Source organism: Treponema berlinense, from assembly GCF_900167025.1.
GTDB classification, from domain to species: Bacteria; Spirochaetota; Spirochaetia; order Treponematales; family Treponemataceae; genus Treponema_D; species Treponema_D berlinense.
Window position 1 is genome coordinate 1 of sequence record NZ_FUXC01000005.1, and the last position, 16609, is coordinate 16609.

The following is a 16609-nucleotide window of genomic DNA, read 5'->3' on the forward strand; positions in this document are numbered from 1 at the left end:
TTTATTTCTTCCGGTCTAGTGCGAAAAAACCGAGGGCATCCTTCAGTATGTCATTGGCTTTTTTCAATTCTGCAATTTCTTTCTGCAGTTCCTCGACAGTTTTTGGTTCTTCTGTTGATTTTTCTTTCTTTTCTTTTGTTTTTCTTTTCTTTCTCCAGTCAATTATGGTTGCGTAGTTTATGCCCAGCTGCTGTGCTGCCTTCTTTGGTCCAATCTCATCTGAAAGCGAAATTGCTTCTTCCCTGAATTCTTTGCTGTACCTTTGCATTCGAAATACCTCTCTTTATTTTCGTAAAATTTTAGGTATTTTTCGACTGCACTTTTATTGTATCCTTTCAATGTATTACCTTAAGTGTAATATATAATATATCGGTTTGTTTTGAATTGTCAACACTAAAAAAGAAGTCTCGCGTAATATCTGTATGTCTTGTTTGTAGTAGGTTAGGATGGTATTTTCTGTATTTTGTAGTATAATTTTATAATTGAAGAATAAGGAATTTTGATTATATGTCCACCTACAACGAAGAAGCCTATGAAAATGCTCTGATTGAGTTGTTCCAGAATATGGGATGGGAGCATGTATACGGCCCTGATGTTGATCGCGACTGTCATTCTCCGTTGTATGATTCTGTTCTTGAAAATTCTATCAGGCGGCTTAATCCAAAGGCGGCACCTGTCGCAATTGACTAGGCACTTCTTAAACTCCGACACTTTGAAAATGCTGAACTTAAAAAGAAAAATGCCCTTTTTATGGAATACCTGCAGAATGGTATTGAAGTAAGCTTTTCCGCAAATGGCGAAACTAAATCTGATATCATCTACATTGCTGATTTTAATAATCCTTCGAACAATCCTTTTATCGTTGCTAACCAGTGGACATTTATAGAAAACTCAAACAAGCGGCCAGATATACTTCTTTTCTTAAATGGACTTCCAATCTGTCTTTTTGAATTAAAATCTCCGAGCCGTGAGCAGACGGATGCAAGTGAGGCTTATTCCATGGGCGTTCCCGCCGCAAGCGGCGGTCGGGCTATCCGCGGTTCCGCTAACGCTCCATTGCCTAAAGGCAACGGCTGTGCCGCCGCTACTATCCCTAACGCTTTTTTATTAACTAAATATCGATATAACATAGGTACTATGCATATTGACATTTCTTGTCATCAAACCATTCAAAATTATCAGAAATAAGAAGTTCTTCTTTCTTTATTAAATGTGTCGTTTGCATTGGAATTGTTTTATATGACAAGCTGAATTCTTCAGCAAAGTTTCGAATTTCGGTTGTATCATCATATGTTAATAAAAAATGTCCTTGTAACTTCGATATAATTTCAAAAATTTGTCTATGGTCAACATCAAATAGGTTATAAAGCCGTCGACCTGCAATCGTATAGGGTGGATCAATAAAAAAATAAGCATTCGAATTATTTTGTTGTTGCCTCATAATATTAAAGGCATCTTCATTGATAAATTGTATTTTATCACGTAATTTATTAGCTTCCGTTATGCGGCGAACAAGGGTTTCTGGATACCATCTAGAAGAAAGTCCTTTTCCACCTTCCCCTGTTTTTATTTTACCCGATCCTTTTGCAAGTATACCGCCATGATTTGTTCTATTTCGTACTATAGTCGAAAAAGCCCGCTCTTTTGTTCCTTCATTTGCATGTAATTCAACTTCATTAATATTTTCAGGAGTAACAATAAAATTAAGTATTTTGTTTGAAAGCCAATCATAATCTTTTTCTGAAAAAATTGTTTCCCAAACAGCTGCGACATCTTCATCAAGCTCTGTCATTATTATATGATTAAAATAGTTTTCGGCTGCTGCCGTCAGGCTTATGATTCCGCCACCGGCAAAAGGTTCTATAAGTTCTGCATTATCAGAAGCTGAAGAAAACCATTTTCTTGCAATCGGTATAAGCCATGTTTTTCCACCGGGATAGCGAAAAGGGCTTCTTTGAGGAACGCTTGCAACATTTACAATAGACTTTTTTTTATTAACCATATCAAACTCTGGAAAAAGCGATGGCTGCAATTCATTTATCGTCATAACAATTCAAAAACGGAATGGGTTTCTGGTGGGCAAACTTTCCGCTCCTCCAATTTTCCTTGTAATTGATTAACAAAATCTGACATTTTACCAGGATTAGTATAAATAACCTTATCTAGAGCGGCCTTGAATTCCGTGTAGATTATATCTTTTAAAACAAGATGATTTTGATTGTCGGTTTTGCTATAATCTAAATCATATAGAAACCATGCAATATCAGCTTGTTCTTTGCTCACTTGAGGTAGAGACGGCAATGTTTCAAAAAATGATTTTTGTATAACAAAACATTGTTTTTTACCCCAAGCCTTGAAGATTCCACCTTTGTAAAGCATTTGAGGAATTAAACGCTTTCTCGAAGATGAAAGATAGTCCGGATGAGGATAGTTTTTACCATCCCATGAAAAATCAGGAGATGGATTTGTCATATACTCCTTAAATGAATTACGCAAATTTCCGCTTATATAAACACCTTGAACTTCAATTGATGCAAAATCTAGAATTTTTCCATCTGTGTCATAACTAACAAGTACATAGTCAATGTTTCCTGCTGATTGTCCGTTTGCATCTGAGAGTCGAATTTCTGGCAATGATGTCCATTTTGTACCTTTCGGCCAAACAAATGCTGCTGCATTTCGTAAAATCATCCAATCTTCTCGAAATCTAGATGGACAAGTTATTATTTTGCTCCCTTGATGATTTATACTGCATACACCAAGAGGATCATCTGCTTTATCTTTTGTACAGTTTGGAAATCGGTTAAAAAATGGACAAAGCCTATTTTCCCTATAGTATGAGGCACGTTTATCTATGTTTTCAGGTGGAAATCCAAAAATTTCAGCCATTGGATTTGTTTCTATCATGTTTCGATTCTATCATAAAACCAAAAGATATATAAGGCATTTATGGCTCTGACATCGGTGAAAAAGTAAACCTCTTTGACCCGACCTTCCTAGAAAATATTTCAAAGATGAAAGAGAAGAATCTGGCAGTAGAAATGCTCAAGAAGCTGATTGAAGAGCAGGTAAAAGTTTACAAACGCACAAACCTTGTAAAATCAGAAGCCTTCAGCGAACTCATCCAGCAGACACTTAATCGCTACCTTAACGGAATGCTTACAAACGAAGAAGGAAACAAACTCGGCCTCACTGACGAAGAACTTGCCTTCTATGATGCACTTACAAAGCCAGAAGCAGTAAAAGATTTCTATTCCAACAAAAACTTGGTTGCACTCACAAAAGAACTCACCGAAACTCTCCGTAAAAACAAAACCATCGACTGGCAGAAAAAAGAATCAGCTCGTGCCAAAATGCGAATGATTGTTAAAAAGCTTCTAAAGAAATACAAATATCCACCAGAAGGACTGGAAGATGCTTTGAAAACTGTAATCAGTCAGTGCGAACTTTGGACCGATAATGTTGCAGATTATGAAGATACAGTTTCATATTCTATAAATGATGACTATGGAACATTGAAAGTTGCAGAAAAGAATCTGACAGTGAATAATCAGAATATATTAGAGCTTAATTCAATATTCAAAAAGTATTGTATTTTTTTAACCTGAAAAGTCACTGTTCAATGGTTCAAAAAACTTTGACTTCCAGTTGTGCGTCTGATTGGCGCACTACTGAAAGTCATTTCATATTTATACTTCTGATACAACGTTTTTTGGATTTCCTGCTAGAAAATTCTTTATATTATCTGCCAGAATAGAAACCAATCTCTTTCTTGTTTCTAGTCCTTTCCAGCCCATATGAGGTGTTAGCAGTACATTTTCCATGGTGTAAAGAGGGCTGGTTTCTTTTGGTGGTTCTGTTTCCTGGACATCGAGGCCTGCTCCAGCGATTTTTCCATTTTTTAGTGCTTCTATAAGGGCGGCTTCATCGATTAGTGCTCCTCTTGAAGTGTTAATGATAAACGCTGAAGGTTTCATAAGTTTCAATGTTTCTTTGTTGATCATGTGTTTTGTGCTTTCTGTTAACGGGCAATGTAGTGATACATAATCACTATGCTCAAGCAATTCTTTTAACGATACATAGCGGATTCCTTTTTCGTCTTCTCCTGGAGTTCGTGTATAAACAAGTATATTCATATCTAATGCCTGGGCAATTTTTATGACTTTTTTTCCGATATGACCAGCACCTATAACGCCAAGTGTTTTTCCATTTACCTCAACATGTGGAACCTGAAGGTTTTTTGTAAAGTTGTCATGATTTCCATTTGCCAGCATCTTCATTTGTACCTGCATTGTTGAGCTCAGATTCAATATCATCATTATTGCTGTATGCGCCACACGTTCTGTGCTGTACGCTGGAATGTTGCAGACTGTAATTCCCTTCTTTCGTGCTGCCTCAAGATCAATATTATTATATCCTGTACCTGCTTCACAGATCAGTTTTACGGATTCCGGGAATCTCTGGATCATTTCTGCACTTACAGGCATTTCCTTTGTTACAATTATATCTGCGCCCTGAATTCGCCCTGGAAGTTCTTCATTTGTTGTATCATCGTATACGGTTACATCGGAAGACAATACAGAAAAATCCAGTTTTCCGTCAAAATTCATTTTCTTTGCATTTAATACCACACATTTGTTATTCATATATGACTCCTTTTGTAAAACAAATCAGTTTTTGTTTCCTTATTTTATAATACGCCAGTCCAACAAGGTCTGCTAGTGCCCAGCCAATCGGAACTGACCACCAGATTATAGGCAAGCACAACTTTAGTTCCTAGGGAAAATACTGTAAGAACCACGCTCATGCTTGGTCTGCTCAAAGCCCGGAGGCCACAGGTTCGAGTCCTGCACCCGCTATAACAGACCACTCTGTAGCTGCAATGTGATTTTATCACGCATTAAAGATATTAAAGGTTTGAGATTATAGAAACCTGCGTTTCAAGTTCAATTTTGTTCCAAATATAACTACTTATTCTTTTTTTTGCAGTCATGCGCTTTTTATCTTACGTGAATTTTTTCGTGTAATTTTATATAATTTGACAATGAATAAAAGAAATTCTTTTAACAAATTTTTTTTAGTTGTTTTTTCTTTGTTTTTGTTTTCTTGTAGCGATAATTTATTGGATTCTCCTAAAAGTGAAGGTGACAACGACTCGACAAAGGTTGCGGATTCTATCGACGCGCCTGTGAATTTGACGGCCACGAACGGCGGTTTTAAGGTTATTGATTTAAGCTGGAAGTCTGTACGGGGCGCTAAAAGTTATCTGATTTTTGCTGCGAATTCGCCTTTTGATGAATATGTGCAGATTTGGGAAACTAGCGAAATTTCTTATTCGGTTTCTGTTCCAGCGGGAAAATCTCAATTCTATAAAGTTCAAGCTAAAAATTATAAGGATGTTCTTTCTTCTTTTAGCAATGTGGCTTCTGGTTCAAGTCTGGCAAGACCTGTTATAACCGCGATTGAACAGAATGCTGAAGGAAATTCTGCGACTGTAAACTGGTGGATGGAAAATTGCACTAATTCAACTTACGAAAATTTGATTCGCTATACGGTAAAAGTTTATTCAGTTGACGGTTCAACTGTTTTAAAAGAAGTTTCTGTGGCTGGAAACGAAACTCAGGTAACAATAGAAGGTTTAGAGCCAAAGACAAAATATAATTTTTTAGTGGAAGCCTATATCATTTCTGCACAGACAAATGTTGAATCCAGCGGCATGATTGATTCAGAAACCGCAAGAAAACTGATTCCCGAAGCGCCTGCCAATCTCGAAGTCGGACAGGGCGTTTCTGCTGAAGAAATTTGCCTTAGCTGGGATTGTCCTCAATATGTTGATGTTAGTGCTGGAAACGGAATTTTTGAACAAAGACCGGTTTATTTTAAGATTTATAGAAAAAAGACAGATTCGACCGAAGATTATGTCGAAATTGTTCATTATATCGGTTCTGTTTTGCAAGGCGACAGTTCAAAAAATATCTTTAATTTTGACTGTCTTACACAAACTTGCAGCGACGAAAGGCTTAGAGTTGAAAAATCAACTGAAGATGGAGCCGTTGCTTGCGAAAATTACAAATATGTCGGCAAATCTAAAATTTTTTGGACAGACAAAACCGAACTTGAGCGCGGAATTCAATATTCATATAAAGTTCAGGCTTTTGTTGACGATGTAAAAAAATCAATTAGTTCTGACAAATGTGCGGCAGAAGAAAATGGCTGGCTTATTTCGGTTCCAGTGCTGAGTGTAAAGGACAGCTACATAGTTGACGATTCCAGCTTAAAATACTTAAAAATAATTTTTGGCTTTAACGGCGAATTTGAAAATTTCGGAAAAGACTATTCATATATTTTGGTAGAATCAAAAACTGACTTTTCGGGCGAAAATCTTGTGGAAACGCAGTTTGAATTTGAGAATTTTGAAGAACTTCTTAAAAATGAGCGCATTTTTGAAAATCCGAAGGAGCAAAGCGGATATTACACCTACAAAATTTTTATTGCTCCAACAGAAAATAAAAACCCGGAAAGCGCATATACCCGGGCGAATATTCCCGGAAAATTTGTTGTGACAGATGATTCAATGCTGGTTCCAAAAATTAAAACTTTTGAAGTGATGGACGGTTTTTCTGACAAATTTGAAATTCAGTTCAGTTATATAGAAGAATATGTATATTATCTTTGCTGGATTCCGGTTGTGGATGGAGTTGAGCAGGAACAGCAGTATCTTTCGCTTCAAAAAGACAAGCTTAGCATAAGCGATGCAGAAAATGGCGAAAAAATTGCAAAATTTATTCACGAAGCGCCTGCCGGCGAAAAACGAACCTATATTCTCGAAGTAGAAAATAACAAAATAACTACGAACAGAGTCTGTCAAAATGTTTCTGAAACTCTCGGTAAAGCAAAACTTTCTAATAAAGAAAAATTCTATGAGAAAATTCAGGTGGAATGGCAAAAAGTTCAAAAAGCCGATGAATATTCTGTAGAAGCGTTTTTTACCGAAAACCCGGAGAATAAAATTTCTGTCGGAGAAGATTCAATTTTGAGCGAAGACGGAAAAACTTTTATTTGCACGATAAATGAACCTTCTGGCTGGAACAATGCGGAAATTTCCGGCCAATCTGTCACCGTAAAAATCATTTCAAAAAACACCGGAACTGGAAATTCAACTGAAAGCACGATTGAAACCTCGACGATGGGACCTGCGCTTGTTGAATTGAATGCCGGAAAAGCGGACAGAAATTCAATGAGCGTAAGCTGGAAAAAAATTGACGGTGCTAAAGGTTATGTCGTAGGACGAGGAAAGTGTGCAGACGGCTTGAGCGGACTTGTGGAATCTGCGGATTCGTACTTTGTAAGTGCCGACGGAACAACTGTAAATATTGAAGGCTCTTTGGTCGAAAAAGAGCGTGTTGAAGTAACTTTAGATAACGGAAGGTTTACTTTGACGGATAAATATGCTGATACGACCGAAAACGAAACTAATCAGATTGCCTACAAAAAAAATCAGTCGGAAATTGTCTGGGGATTGGAATACAAATATTCGGTAATTCCTGTTTTGGAGGAAGATGATTTTGTTTTTGAGGCTGAAAATTCAAAAATTGGGCTTACGAAACAGTCAAAAGTTTTATACGAGAATCTTGATTTTGTAAGCAACGGAACATCTGGTTACGGACTTGATTTAAAAGCTAGCAAAGCCACAGACAACGAAAAAATCCAAATTACATGGAAACAGCCATTTGACGGTAAGTCAAAAATGCCATCGCTTTATATTCGCGAAAGCAAAAGCTCTGATGGTTCCTGGAAAAAATATGATAAAGGAAATCTTGTAAGTTCTGACAAAGAGCTTTATCAAACTCAGATTGTTCCGGAAAATTCTTTAGAAGCATACGATTTTCTTGTTGTTTACGAAAGCGCAAGTTCAGAAATTTCGGCAATCCCAGATTCTTTTGAAAAAAAACTAAAAAAAACAATGGCGGAAGAAAGTCCCTTGGAGCAGCAGAATAAAGGATATATTCTTTCGTTAGATAAAATTTACGCAAATTATATTCCGGGTTCGGGCTATACCGAACAAATCAAATGGACCGATTACGATTTCGATAAGCGAAAACTTGGACCTGATTATTACGAACTTCAGGTTTTTAATCCGGACAAGGCCTGCGGCTGGACTACAATCGGAAAAATTGATGTTGATGTAGCCAACAACGATTTTGGAGAAAAAATCGATATTTCCGCATACGAAGATTCTGCAAAAATCAAACGTGTTAACCCAGAAGGGGTTGGAAAGGCTTGGGTCGAAATTGCACCGGTTTTTGACTTGCAAGACGGACAGAATGTTGGCTCTGGCGGAACTAATACGTCTGGAATGTTAAAAGTCTTGCGAAATTTTAAGCATTATTACCGGCTTGTCGCATATAGAAAAATTAGCGAAGAAAAGACCGTAACTGCAAGTGTCGGAAGCGATTTTTCGGTTTATGGATACAGAAATATTACGGACGAAGAATTTGCAAAGAGCGTTTCTCTTGTTCTTGCGGATGCAATATTTCAGTGTGGAATTAGCCCTGGTGGAGAAAACTCTGTTTCTGGAAAGCTTGGAAAATTTACAATCGGTCACACCGGTGCAAGTAAAACTGTATATTGGGGGACAGACGGAGAGGATTATCAGCATATTTTTAAGGGCGGAAGTCCTTCTGGCAAGGAGCCTTTTGCAAGTTGTTTTATATTGAATTTTAAGAAAATTGAACAAAGGTCAGCAGTTGACGGAAAAACACTTTATCATCTTCCGGAAACGGAAATTACTGTAACAACGGAAAAATTTGACGACGACAAGACTTATTCATCTAAATTTTCTATTTCTGTCGGAGCCGCAGGTTATAAAGGTTTGACGCAATTAAGTGACGGAGTAAAAACTTCATGGATTTTAACAATCAAAAAAGATGGCAAAGTCGTAAAAAGCATTACAGAAGAAAATAAGGAAAAATTTCTTGAATGGTTCCCTTACGATATTGGAACAAGCCACGGCTCAGAAGAAAAGACATTCAACAGCGCAATTCCGGTTTACCAAAGTCCGTGGTGGGAGAGTCAGGAGAGTCAATGAAGCGAAAATTCTTTATTCTTAAAAATCTAAAAAAAATCTCGCCGTTTTTTGGCATTTTAACTGTTTTTTGCTTTTTTTCGTGTTCGGCATGGTTTCAGGACAAGGTTTCTATGCAGACAGACGGAAAATTTGTCAATCTTGGTGAACTTTTTAAAACCGAAACAAAAATAGAAAGCCTTGATTCTCCTGCACAGGTTTTTGCAAGTCAGGGATTGTATCCAGATTCAATTAAACTTTCCTGGACAGAAGTCGAAAACGCTACAAGTTACAGAATCGAGCGTGCGGTTGTAAAAACGGTCGATCCGAGCGGAAACTGGAATGTTCCTGACGAATCCGAATTCAATTCTTTGGAAATTTACAACGTAAACAATTCGTATACTGACGTGATTTTAAAAGAGCAGATTGAGGAAGACGAATATTTTTATCACTATTTTTATAAAATCTATGCAGAAAATAAAGAAAAAGGTCTTATAAGCGAAGGCTCTGACAACGTTTTATCGCAGACCCGCGCAGAAGGCTGGCTTTTTGCTCCTCCGTTAAATCTGAATGCGTCAAAAGGTAAATCAACCTCAAAAATCAAATTGAGCTGGGATTCGGTAAGTGGCGCTTCAAGATACAAAATTTACCGTGGCGAAAACGAAAACAACGTCAGTTTTATAAAAACCGTCTATGGAAATTTAACATCGTTCGATGATTCAATTTCTTCAAAAGACCAGGGAACTGAATTTTATTACAAGATTACGGCGGTAAATTCCCTGGGAATTGAATCTGCTTTTAGTAAATCGAACATGGGATATTCTTTGGTGGAAGGCGCTCCTGCTGTCAGCGAAAAAGTTGAAGTTGCCGACGGTTTTGGAACAAGTCTCTCAGAATTGAAAATAAAATGGAAGGAAGTCGAAAAAACCTCAGAAACTGCGGTTATAAGATACAATTTGTACAGAACAAGTTCAAAAGATTCGGTTTATAAAAAAATCGGTTCAAATTTGACGGCGACTTCTTACACTGACAAAAGCGTTTCTCCCGGTTTGATTTATTATTATTTTGTGCAGACAGTTTGTCTTGACGAAGGCCTGGAAATAAAAAGCGCCTTTACAGAAAATTCAAATGAGAATTTTGGATTTTTGCTCAGTGCTCCTGCAGAATTGGAAGTTGGCGACGGTTCTAGTTCGGAAAAAGTTATTCTAGTCTGGTCAAAGGCAATTGGCTCTCAGCACAAAAATTTTACCTACAAAATTTATGTGAGCAGCAGGCAGGAAGATTTCTATTCTGAACTTATGAGCGGAATAGAAGGAATTGAAAACGAAAATGGTTATCTTGAATACGAAATTGACAAATATCCGTATTTTAAAATTTCGACCGTAAATTCCGAAGGGCTTGAAAGTTCGCAGAGTTTTGCCGCGGCTCCAATGCCGGCTGCGCCTCAAAATGTAACGGCTTCAAAGACAAGTTTTATGAATTCGGACTTAGCTCCAAATTCAAATAATATTTATCCTGTAAAAATAACCTGGGAAAAACCTGCTCAAGACGAGCCTGCCGGTTATTACATTTATCGTTCTGCAAAAACCGACAGCGGTTTTAGAAAGTTGAATGAAAATCCCGTAACAGAGACAGAATTTATTGACGACAGCAGCGAAAGTCTTGCAAAGGTGGGAGTTCCGTATTTTTATAAGGTTGTTTCGATAAATTCACTTGGACAGGGAAAAAAGAGCAACAATCCACAGGTTGAATACGACGATGCGGTTTTAGAGGGTGGAGACGCGTTCAAAAATATAAAATGTCTTGGTTATGGAGCATTGACGCGCGAGCAATGGTTTAGAGAATACAACAAAACCTGTATGAGCAGCCAGAAAAAACTTACTTTAATGCACAAACCAAACGATACGGACAAACTCGGAAGCGAAAGCGTAGAAGGAACAATTTCTGGAACTCTCAGATATACAGCAAAAATTGCGGGACTTGGTGCGGAAATAAAAATGCCTTACACAAATTACGCAGATTTCTGGATAAACAACAATGAAAAACTTGGAGTTTATTTCTGTTTTGAAAGCGGAAGTACGGATACAACTTCGAATATGAGCGGAAACGGAAAAATGTCCGGAACAGTAAAATGCAGCGGAATGTATCCGGGCGAAGCTTATTACGGAAATTTGGAAATTAAGAGCGGTGCTGCTGGTGGCGGAACTTACGGAGTAAAAACCTTCGACCTTGAAGGAAACGAAATTCTTTCATCGGGAGCGGTCGACTGGCTGGTAGGCGAGGAAGGAAGATAAAACTTTGAGAACAGATATTTTTTTTACGGAAAATGTTAATATGCTAAACAGAAGAATGAAAAATATAAAAAAAACACTTGAATGGCTTATTTTTGCAGAATTAGTTTTGCTTTTTGCAGGCTGTTATGTTCCATCTCCTTTATACGGAACCTGGGCAGACAACAACGGAAATAAAATTTCTTTTGTTTCTGACGGAACCTTTGTTGCTACGATAACTGATTTAAACACGAAAGAAAAAACTGTAACTCAGGGCGATTATACGGTAATCGACAATGTAATCTGTTTTTCGACGACAGACGGAGTTTCGATAAATACAGAATGGGATATTCGCGGTTCAATGCTGTACATAACCTGGACAAAGGGCGGAATTACAAACGTAATGACACTTTACCATATATCAAAATAAGGCGGAAAAAATGAAAAAATTCGCGTTTGCCTTTATATTGATTTTTAGTGCGTACAGTTTATTTTCTCAAACAAGTGCGGAAAACGAAATAACTGAAAGCGAAGTAATCGAAAGTGAGGAAAATGAAAATTCTTTAGCCAAAGAAAGCACAAAAGAAAAAGTTGAAAAAATTCTTTTGGATGAAGAATTTTATTTTTCGTTTGACAATGGATTTGCACTTTTAAACGTACATAGAATTCAAAAGGAAAGCAAAAACAGCAATTTTGTCTGGCAAGATTCTCTGGCAGGATTGTATTTTACGGCAAAGACAAAAAATTTATCATTATGCAATTTAAAATTCAGAATGGAAGGACTTTATCCGTTTTTGCATCAGTTTAATGGAATGAAGCAATTTGCCAAGCAGACGATTTTGTATGGATTTGATTTCTTCTTAGGTCCGTACGAAGAATGGAAGCCGTTTAAGTATTTGACATTCAATTTTGCGCCTGGAATACATTATATGTACCAGTTGAGCGATGAATATCACTTAAATTATTTAGGACTTGCCTTGAACGCAGGAGTGGAATTTCCAGTTTTTGAACGCTGGACATTTTTGCTTGACGGAACATTCAGCTGGGATAACGCAAATTTGGGCACAAACAAAGATATTCAGCCCTTTGACTACAGCTGGCAATGGCAGACAACTCTTGGCGTAAGATATTCAAGAAAGCATTTGAACGGCTTGAACAGATAGAACTATATTTTTATTGCCAAATTTTGCCGCGGCTTTTTTTGATTTCGGAACGGATTTTTTTGAGCTTTAATTTGCGCTCTTTGCTGGATTTTGTTGGTTTAGTTTTTATTCGTTTTTTTTGAATCGCAAGGGCTTGAATTATGCGGTTTTCTATTCGGGCCAGAGCAATTTGCCGGTTTCGTTCCTGATAGCGTTCTTCATCAACATCTAAAAAAAGACAAAAATCTTTGTTAATTATAGAAGAAAGTTTGGTTTTAAGACGATTTCGTTCGTTTTCGTTTATTCCTTCAAGCAATTCCAATGGCAAAACCAAATGAACTTTAGTATTCACCTTATTAACATTTTGTCCGCCTTTCCCACCGCTACGAGAAAACGAAAGTTGAGAATTATTTATTATAGAATTGTGAAGATCAACCCTGTTCATTTTTAACCACCATAAAACATTATAGAAAAAGTTTAAGAAATTGCAATTTGGAGCATTGTTGGAAGAATATGATTGCATTTTGGCGTAAAAAATGTCAGATTTTTTTGCTTTTTGACTTGAAGTAGTCTGTCTGGCGTTTTTCCCGAACCTGCGCTTAAACTTTGCCTTTTGTCGAAGGAATTTCTCCGTTTCTTCTTGGGTCGATTGCTACTGCTTGGCGTAAGGCTCTGGCTGCGGCTTTAAAAAGGCCTTCTATTTTGTGGTGGTCGGATCGGCCTCGGATTGTGTCCAAATGAATGTTGCATTTTGCGTTTGCCGCAAATCCCTGCCAAAAATCTTCAAAGCAATCTGTCTGGAAAAGGTAGTCGTTTCCGTCTTCGCCGCGACTCAAAAGTGGAATTCCTGTCAGCTGGGCGTTACATACGCAGTACGGGCGTCCTCCAAAGTCAACTGCTACTTGAGAAGTCGCATCTTTTCGTTCTTCGGTTGAGGCGGATTCAATTAAATCAAAATCAACTCCGCATCTTAAAAGGCTTTCGTCCATAGGGTAGATAAAATAGCCTGTCCGAAAAATTCCTGCGCAGTTTCCAAGCGCTTTTGCAAAAGCCATTCCCAGAGCAATTCCAGTGTCTTCTATTAGATGATGCTGGTCTACGTCCAAATCTCCAGATATTTCTCCGGAAAGGTCAAAAAGACCGTGTTTACAGAAAGAATTGAGCATATGATTAAAAAAACCGATTGGATTTTTTACAGAATATTTTCCGCTTCCATCGAGATTAAGAGTCAATTTTATTTGAGTTTCTTTAGTATTTCGTTCAATTTCCGCAATTCTTTCCATAAAAATAGTTCCTTAAGTGGTTTTTGTAGCGAGCAGCTTTTTTATTACTGCATAACCTTTCTCAGTTCGTATTCGAGAATATCGGTTGCTCCAAGCTGATGCAGTTTTGGAAGAAGGGTTGGAACTTCGCTTTTTTTTACGGCAATTTTTACGGCATAACCGTTGTCGCCAAAAAGTGGTGAAACTGTCGGGCTTTTCATTGCCGGAATTCCCTTAATAAGCGCATCGAAATTGTCTTTTGAAACGTTCATTTCGAGCATTACGCGGCTGCGTGCTGCAAGAACTGCTTCAAAAAGCATTTTAAGTTCCATGATTTTTTGTTTTTTCTCAGGATCTTTCAATGCCTCTTTAGAAGCGTACATTCTTGTCGAAGATTCCATGATTGTGTCGCAAATTTTAAGATGATTTGCGCGCAAACTTGAACCTGTCGAAGTATTGTCAATCAAAATCTGAGCAAGAGCCTGTTCGTTGTCCTGCACAAATCCTTCTGAAGTTCCCCAGGTGCGGAAAATTTTTCCGTCAACATTCTTTCCTTTTGCCCAAAACCGGCTCAAATTCTGGTATTCGGTTGCAATTGTAACCGGTTTTTTGAGAAGTGCGTCAAAATCTACTGTTTCAGGAACTGCAACGACAATGCGCACTGGATCAAAACCCAAGTCCATGATTTCTTCAACCTGATCTTGAACTCCGTTTTCAAAAACCCAGTCTTTTCCCGAAAAAGCAACATCGGCACGGTTGTCGGCAAGCAGGGCGCTGGAAATTTGAGGTTTTACAACCTGAAAAGCCAGGTCGTCCTGATTTGTAATCGGATAATATGTGCGGTCTGGCAGATAAATTGAAATGCCGACATCTTTTAAAAGTTCAACAACAGATTCGTAAATTCTTCCTTTAGCCAAAAGAATGCTCAGTTTTTTCATAAAAAATCCTTTCGGGATAAACCCAATAAATCTTCTAATATAATAAAGAAATATAACGTAAAATTCAACTTTGAAGGCACTTTGAAGAAAAAATACTGAACCATTGAATTTTTTTTCTTAAAAATATTTCAAATTGGTTTTAAAATATTCAAAAAGTCGTTTTTCTGTGCTAAAATTGCATATATTTATTTTTTCGAGGTAAAAAAATGGACGGCAAGGAAGAAATTCTTGAACTTTTGCGTGAAAATGCGCGTCTTTCTGTTGAAGACATTTCCGCAATGACGAAAAAAACTCCAGATGAGGTTAAAAAAATTATTGCCGAACTGGAAAACGAAGGTGTTATCTTAAAATATGCCGCCATTATAAATCCTGAAAAAGACGAAGCGAATAAAGATAAGGTTGTTGCCGAGATTGAAATTCAGTGTCAGCCTGAACGTGAACACGGTTTTGACGCGCTCGCTGAACGAATTTACAGGTTTCCGCAGGTTAAGTCGCTTTATTTGATGAGCGGCGGCTATGACTTAAAAGTTATAATCGAAGGCGACAATTTAAAAGAAGTTGCAGGTTTTGTTTCAAGCAAACTTTCGACTTTGAACGGTGTGCGTTCTACAAAAACTCATTTTCTTCTAAAAAAATACAAAGAAAACGATGTCCTCTACGTTGAAGACGAAACTGACCGTCGCGAAGGAGTCATGGCATAAAAATGAACAACAGACCCGATAAATTTTCTAAATCAATGATGAATATTCCGCCGTCAGGAATCCGCAAATTTTTTGAAATGCTGATTGGTCATGATGACGTAATTTCTCTTTCTGTCGGCGAACCGGATTTTCCAACTCCGTGGGTTATGCGCGAAGAAGCGTTTTATCATCTTGAAAAAGGACATACTTCTTATACTTCTAACTGGGGTTTGATTGAACTGCGTGAAGAAATTTCAAAATATATGGAACGGTATGAACTTTACTACAATCCAAAAAATGAAATTCTCGTTACGGTTGGCGCGAGCGAAGGAGTTGATGCTTCTTTGCGCGCAATTCTCAATCCTGGTGACGAACTGATTGTCGTTCAGCCTTGTTATGTAAACTACGTTCCTTTGGCAGAACTGTGTCAGGTTAAGGTAATTCCAATTGATTCTAGTGTAAACGGTTATTATCCGACGGCTCAGCAGATTAAAGATGCAATTACTCCAAAAACAAAAGCTGTCATGATTTGTTCTCCGAATAATCCGACTGGAACTATGATTCCTGCAGAAGAACTTGAAAAAATTGCAAAAGTTATCGTAGAAAATCAACTTTGGTGTATTTCGGACGAAATTTATTGTGAGCTTCATTACGAAGATGCACAGCATGTTTCTATTGGTTCGTTCCCTGGAATGAAAGATTACTCGATTATTTTGAACGGTTTTTCCAAATCTTTTGCCATGACAGGTTGGCGAATTGGTTATATTGCTGCTCCTGCCGACCTTTTGCAGCAAATTGTAAAACTTCACGGTTACAACACAATCTGCGCGCCGATTTTTTCTCAATATGCGGCTGTAGAAGGTTTGCGCCACGGCTGGAAGGATGTTGAAAAAATGCGCATAAGTTACCAGCAGAGAAGAAATTTAATGTACAAGGCTTTTTGCGACATGGGGTTGCCTGTTCCTGAGCCAAAAGGAGCATTCTATATGTTCCCGGATATTTCTTCGACAGGACTTTCTTCGGAAGAATTTGCAACTAAACTTTTTCAAAAACACAACGTTGCTGTTGTTCCTGGAAGCGTTTTTGGTCTTGGCGGTGAAGGGCATATTCGCTGCTGCTATGCAACTGGAATCGAAAAAATGAAAATCGCCCTCGACAGAATTGCAGATTTTGTAAGGGAATTAAAAGATTCGAAAAACTAAATCTTTTAGTAAGTTATATATGCTGAGCGTCTGATGGTCTTTGAAAGGCGT

At 37.7% G+C, this 16609-nt stretch carries 13 protein-coding genes and 2 pseudogenes; 8 read left to right on the top strand and 7 right to left on the bottom strand.

What is annotated here, in order from left to right; translation table 11 throughout:
* Window position 1: 1 nt before the first annotated feature.
* Window positions 2–268, bottom strand: a complete 267-nt coding sequence (locus B5D47_RS05230) for a transposase (protein ID WP_078930791.1) — start codon at window positions 266–268, stop codon at window positions 2–4.
* A gap of 239 nt (window positions 269–507) precedes the next feature.
* On the opposite strand from B5D47_RS05230, the pseudogene B5D47_RS11925 reads away from it, so the two are divergent.
* Window positions 508–999: pseudogene (locus B5D47_RS11925) on the top strand (type I restriction endonuclease); the annotation flags it as partial.
* Between the two features lie 136 nt (window positions 1000–1135).
* On the opposite strand, the gene B5D47_RS05240 reads toward B5D47_RS11925, so the two are convergent.
* A complete protein-coding gene (locus B5D47_RS05240) occupies window positions 1136–2047 on the bottom strand; it encodes a DNA adenine methylase (protein WP_078930792.1) in 912 nt (303 codons plus the stop codon).
* Window positions 2044–2907, bottom strand: a complete 864-nt coding sequence (locus tag B5D47_RS05245; protein WP_200806551.1) for a NotI family restriction endonuclease — start codon at window positions 2905–2907, stop codon at window positions 2044–2046. Before B5D47_RS05245 ends, B5D47_RS05240 begins: the two co-directional genes overlap by 4 nt.
* 47 nt (window positions 2908–2954) lie before the next feature.
* Here B5D47_RS05245 and B5D47_RS05250 point away from each other — a divergent pair.
* A pseudogene (locus B5D47_RS05250) lies at window positions 2955–3608 on the top strand (type I restriction enzyme endonuclease domain-containing protein); the annotation flags it as partial.
* An 81-nt stretch (window positions 3609–3689) separates the two neighbouring features.
* Here the strand turns inward: B5D47_RS05250 and B5D47_RS05255 are convergent.
* A complete protein-coding gene (locus B5D47_RS05255; RefSeq protein ID WP_078930793.1) occupies window positions 3690–4646 on the bottom strand; it encodes a 2-hydroxyacid dehydrogenase in 957 nt (318 codons plus the stop codon).
* 398 nt (window positions 4647–5044) lie between these two features.
* On the opposite strand from B5D47_RS05255, the gene B5D47_RS05265 reads away from it, so the two are divergent.
* The 4 genes from B5D47_RS05265 to B5D47_RS05280 are packed head-to-tail and all read left to right on the top strand — an operon-like array spanning window position 5045 to window position 12497.
* Complete coding sequence (locus B5D47_RS05265) at window positions 5045–9088, top strand: fibronectin type III domain-containing protein (protein ID WP_078930794.1); 4044 nt, start codon at window positions 5045–5047, stop codon at window positions 9086–9088.
* Window positions 9085–11358: a fibronectin type III domain-containing protein gene (locus B5D47_RS05270; RefSeq protein ID WP_078930795.1), complete on the top strand. Its 2274-nt coding sequence runs from the start codon at window positions 9085–9087 to the stop codon at window positions 11356–11358. The genes B5D47_RS05265 and B5D47_RS05270 overlap by 4 nt, the downstream gene beginning before the upstream one ends.
* 40 nt (window positions 11359–11398) lie before the next feature.
* Window positions 11399–11764, top strand: a complete 366-nt coding sequence (locus B5D47_RS05275) for a hypothetical protein (RefSeq protein WP_143592610.1) — start codon at window positions 11399–11401, stop codon at window positions 11762–11764.
* Window positions 11765–11774: 10 nt separating this feature from the next.
* Window positions 11775–12497 carry a hypothetical protein gene (locus tag B5D47_RS05280; RefSeq protein ID WP_078930797.1) on the top strand — a complete coding sequence of 241 codons (723 nt, stop codon included), beginning with the start codon at window positions 11775–11777 and terminating at the stop codon, window positions 12495–12497.
* Window positions 12498–12507: 10 nt separating this feature from the next.
* Here the strand turns inward: B5D47_RS05280 and arfB are convergent, their stop codons facing one another.
* The 3 genes from arfB to hisG all read right to left on the bottom strand — a co-directional run bounded on the left by arfB (window position 12508) and on the right by hisG (window position 14676).
* On the bottom strand, window positions 12508–12921 hold the full coding sequence (gene arfB, locus B5D47_RS05285) for an alternative ribosome rescue aminoacyl-tRNA hydrolase ArfB (RefSeq protein WP_078930798.1): 414 nt from the start codon (window positions 12919–12921) through the stop codon (window positions 12508–12510).
* Between the two features lie 154 nt (window positions 12922–13075).
* Complete coding sequence (locus B5D47_RS05290) at window positions 13076–13759, bottom strand: imidazoleglycerol-phosphate dehydratase (RefSeq protein WP_078930799.1); 684 nt, start codon at window positions 13757–13759, stop codon at window positions 13076–13078.
* Window positions 13760–13803: 44 nt separating this feature from the next.
* Entirely contained in the window at window positions 13804–14676 is an 873-nt protein-coding gene (gene hisG, locus B5D47_RS05295) for an ATP phosphoribosyltransferase (RefSeq protein ID WP_078930800.1), read from the bottom strand.
* 206 nt (window positions 14677–14882) lie between these two features.
* Here hisG and B5D47_RS05300 point away from each other — a divergent pair, with 206 nt between their 5' ends.
* Entirely contained in the window at window positions 14883–15377 is a 495-nt protein-coding gene (locus tag B5D47_RS05300) for an Lrp/AsnC family transcriptional regulator (protein WP_078930801.1), read from the top strand.
* 2 nt (window positions 15378–15379) lie between these two features.
* Window positions 15380–16558, top strand: coding sequence for a pyridoxal phosphate-dependent aminotransferase (locus B5D47_RS05305; protein WP_078930802.1), 1179 nt, complete (start codon window positions 15380–15382; stop codon window positions 16556–16558).
* Window positions 16559–16609: the final 51 nt, after the last annotated feature.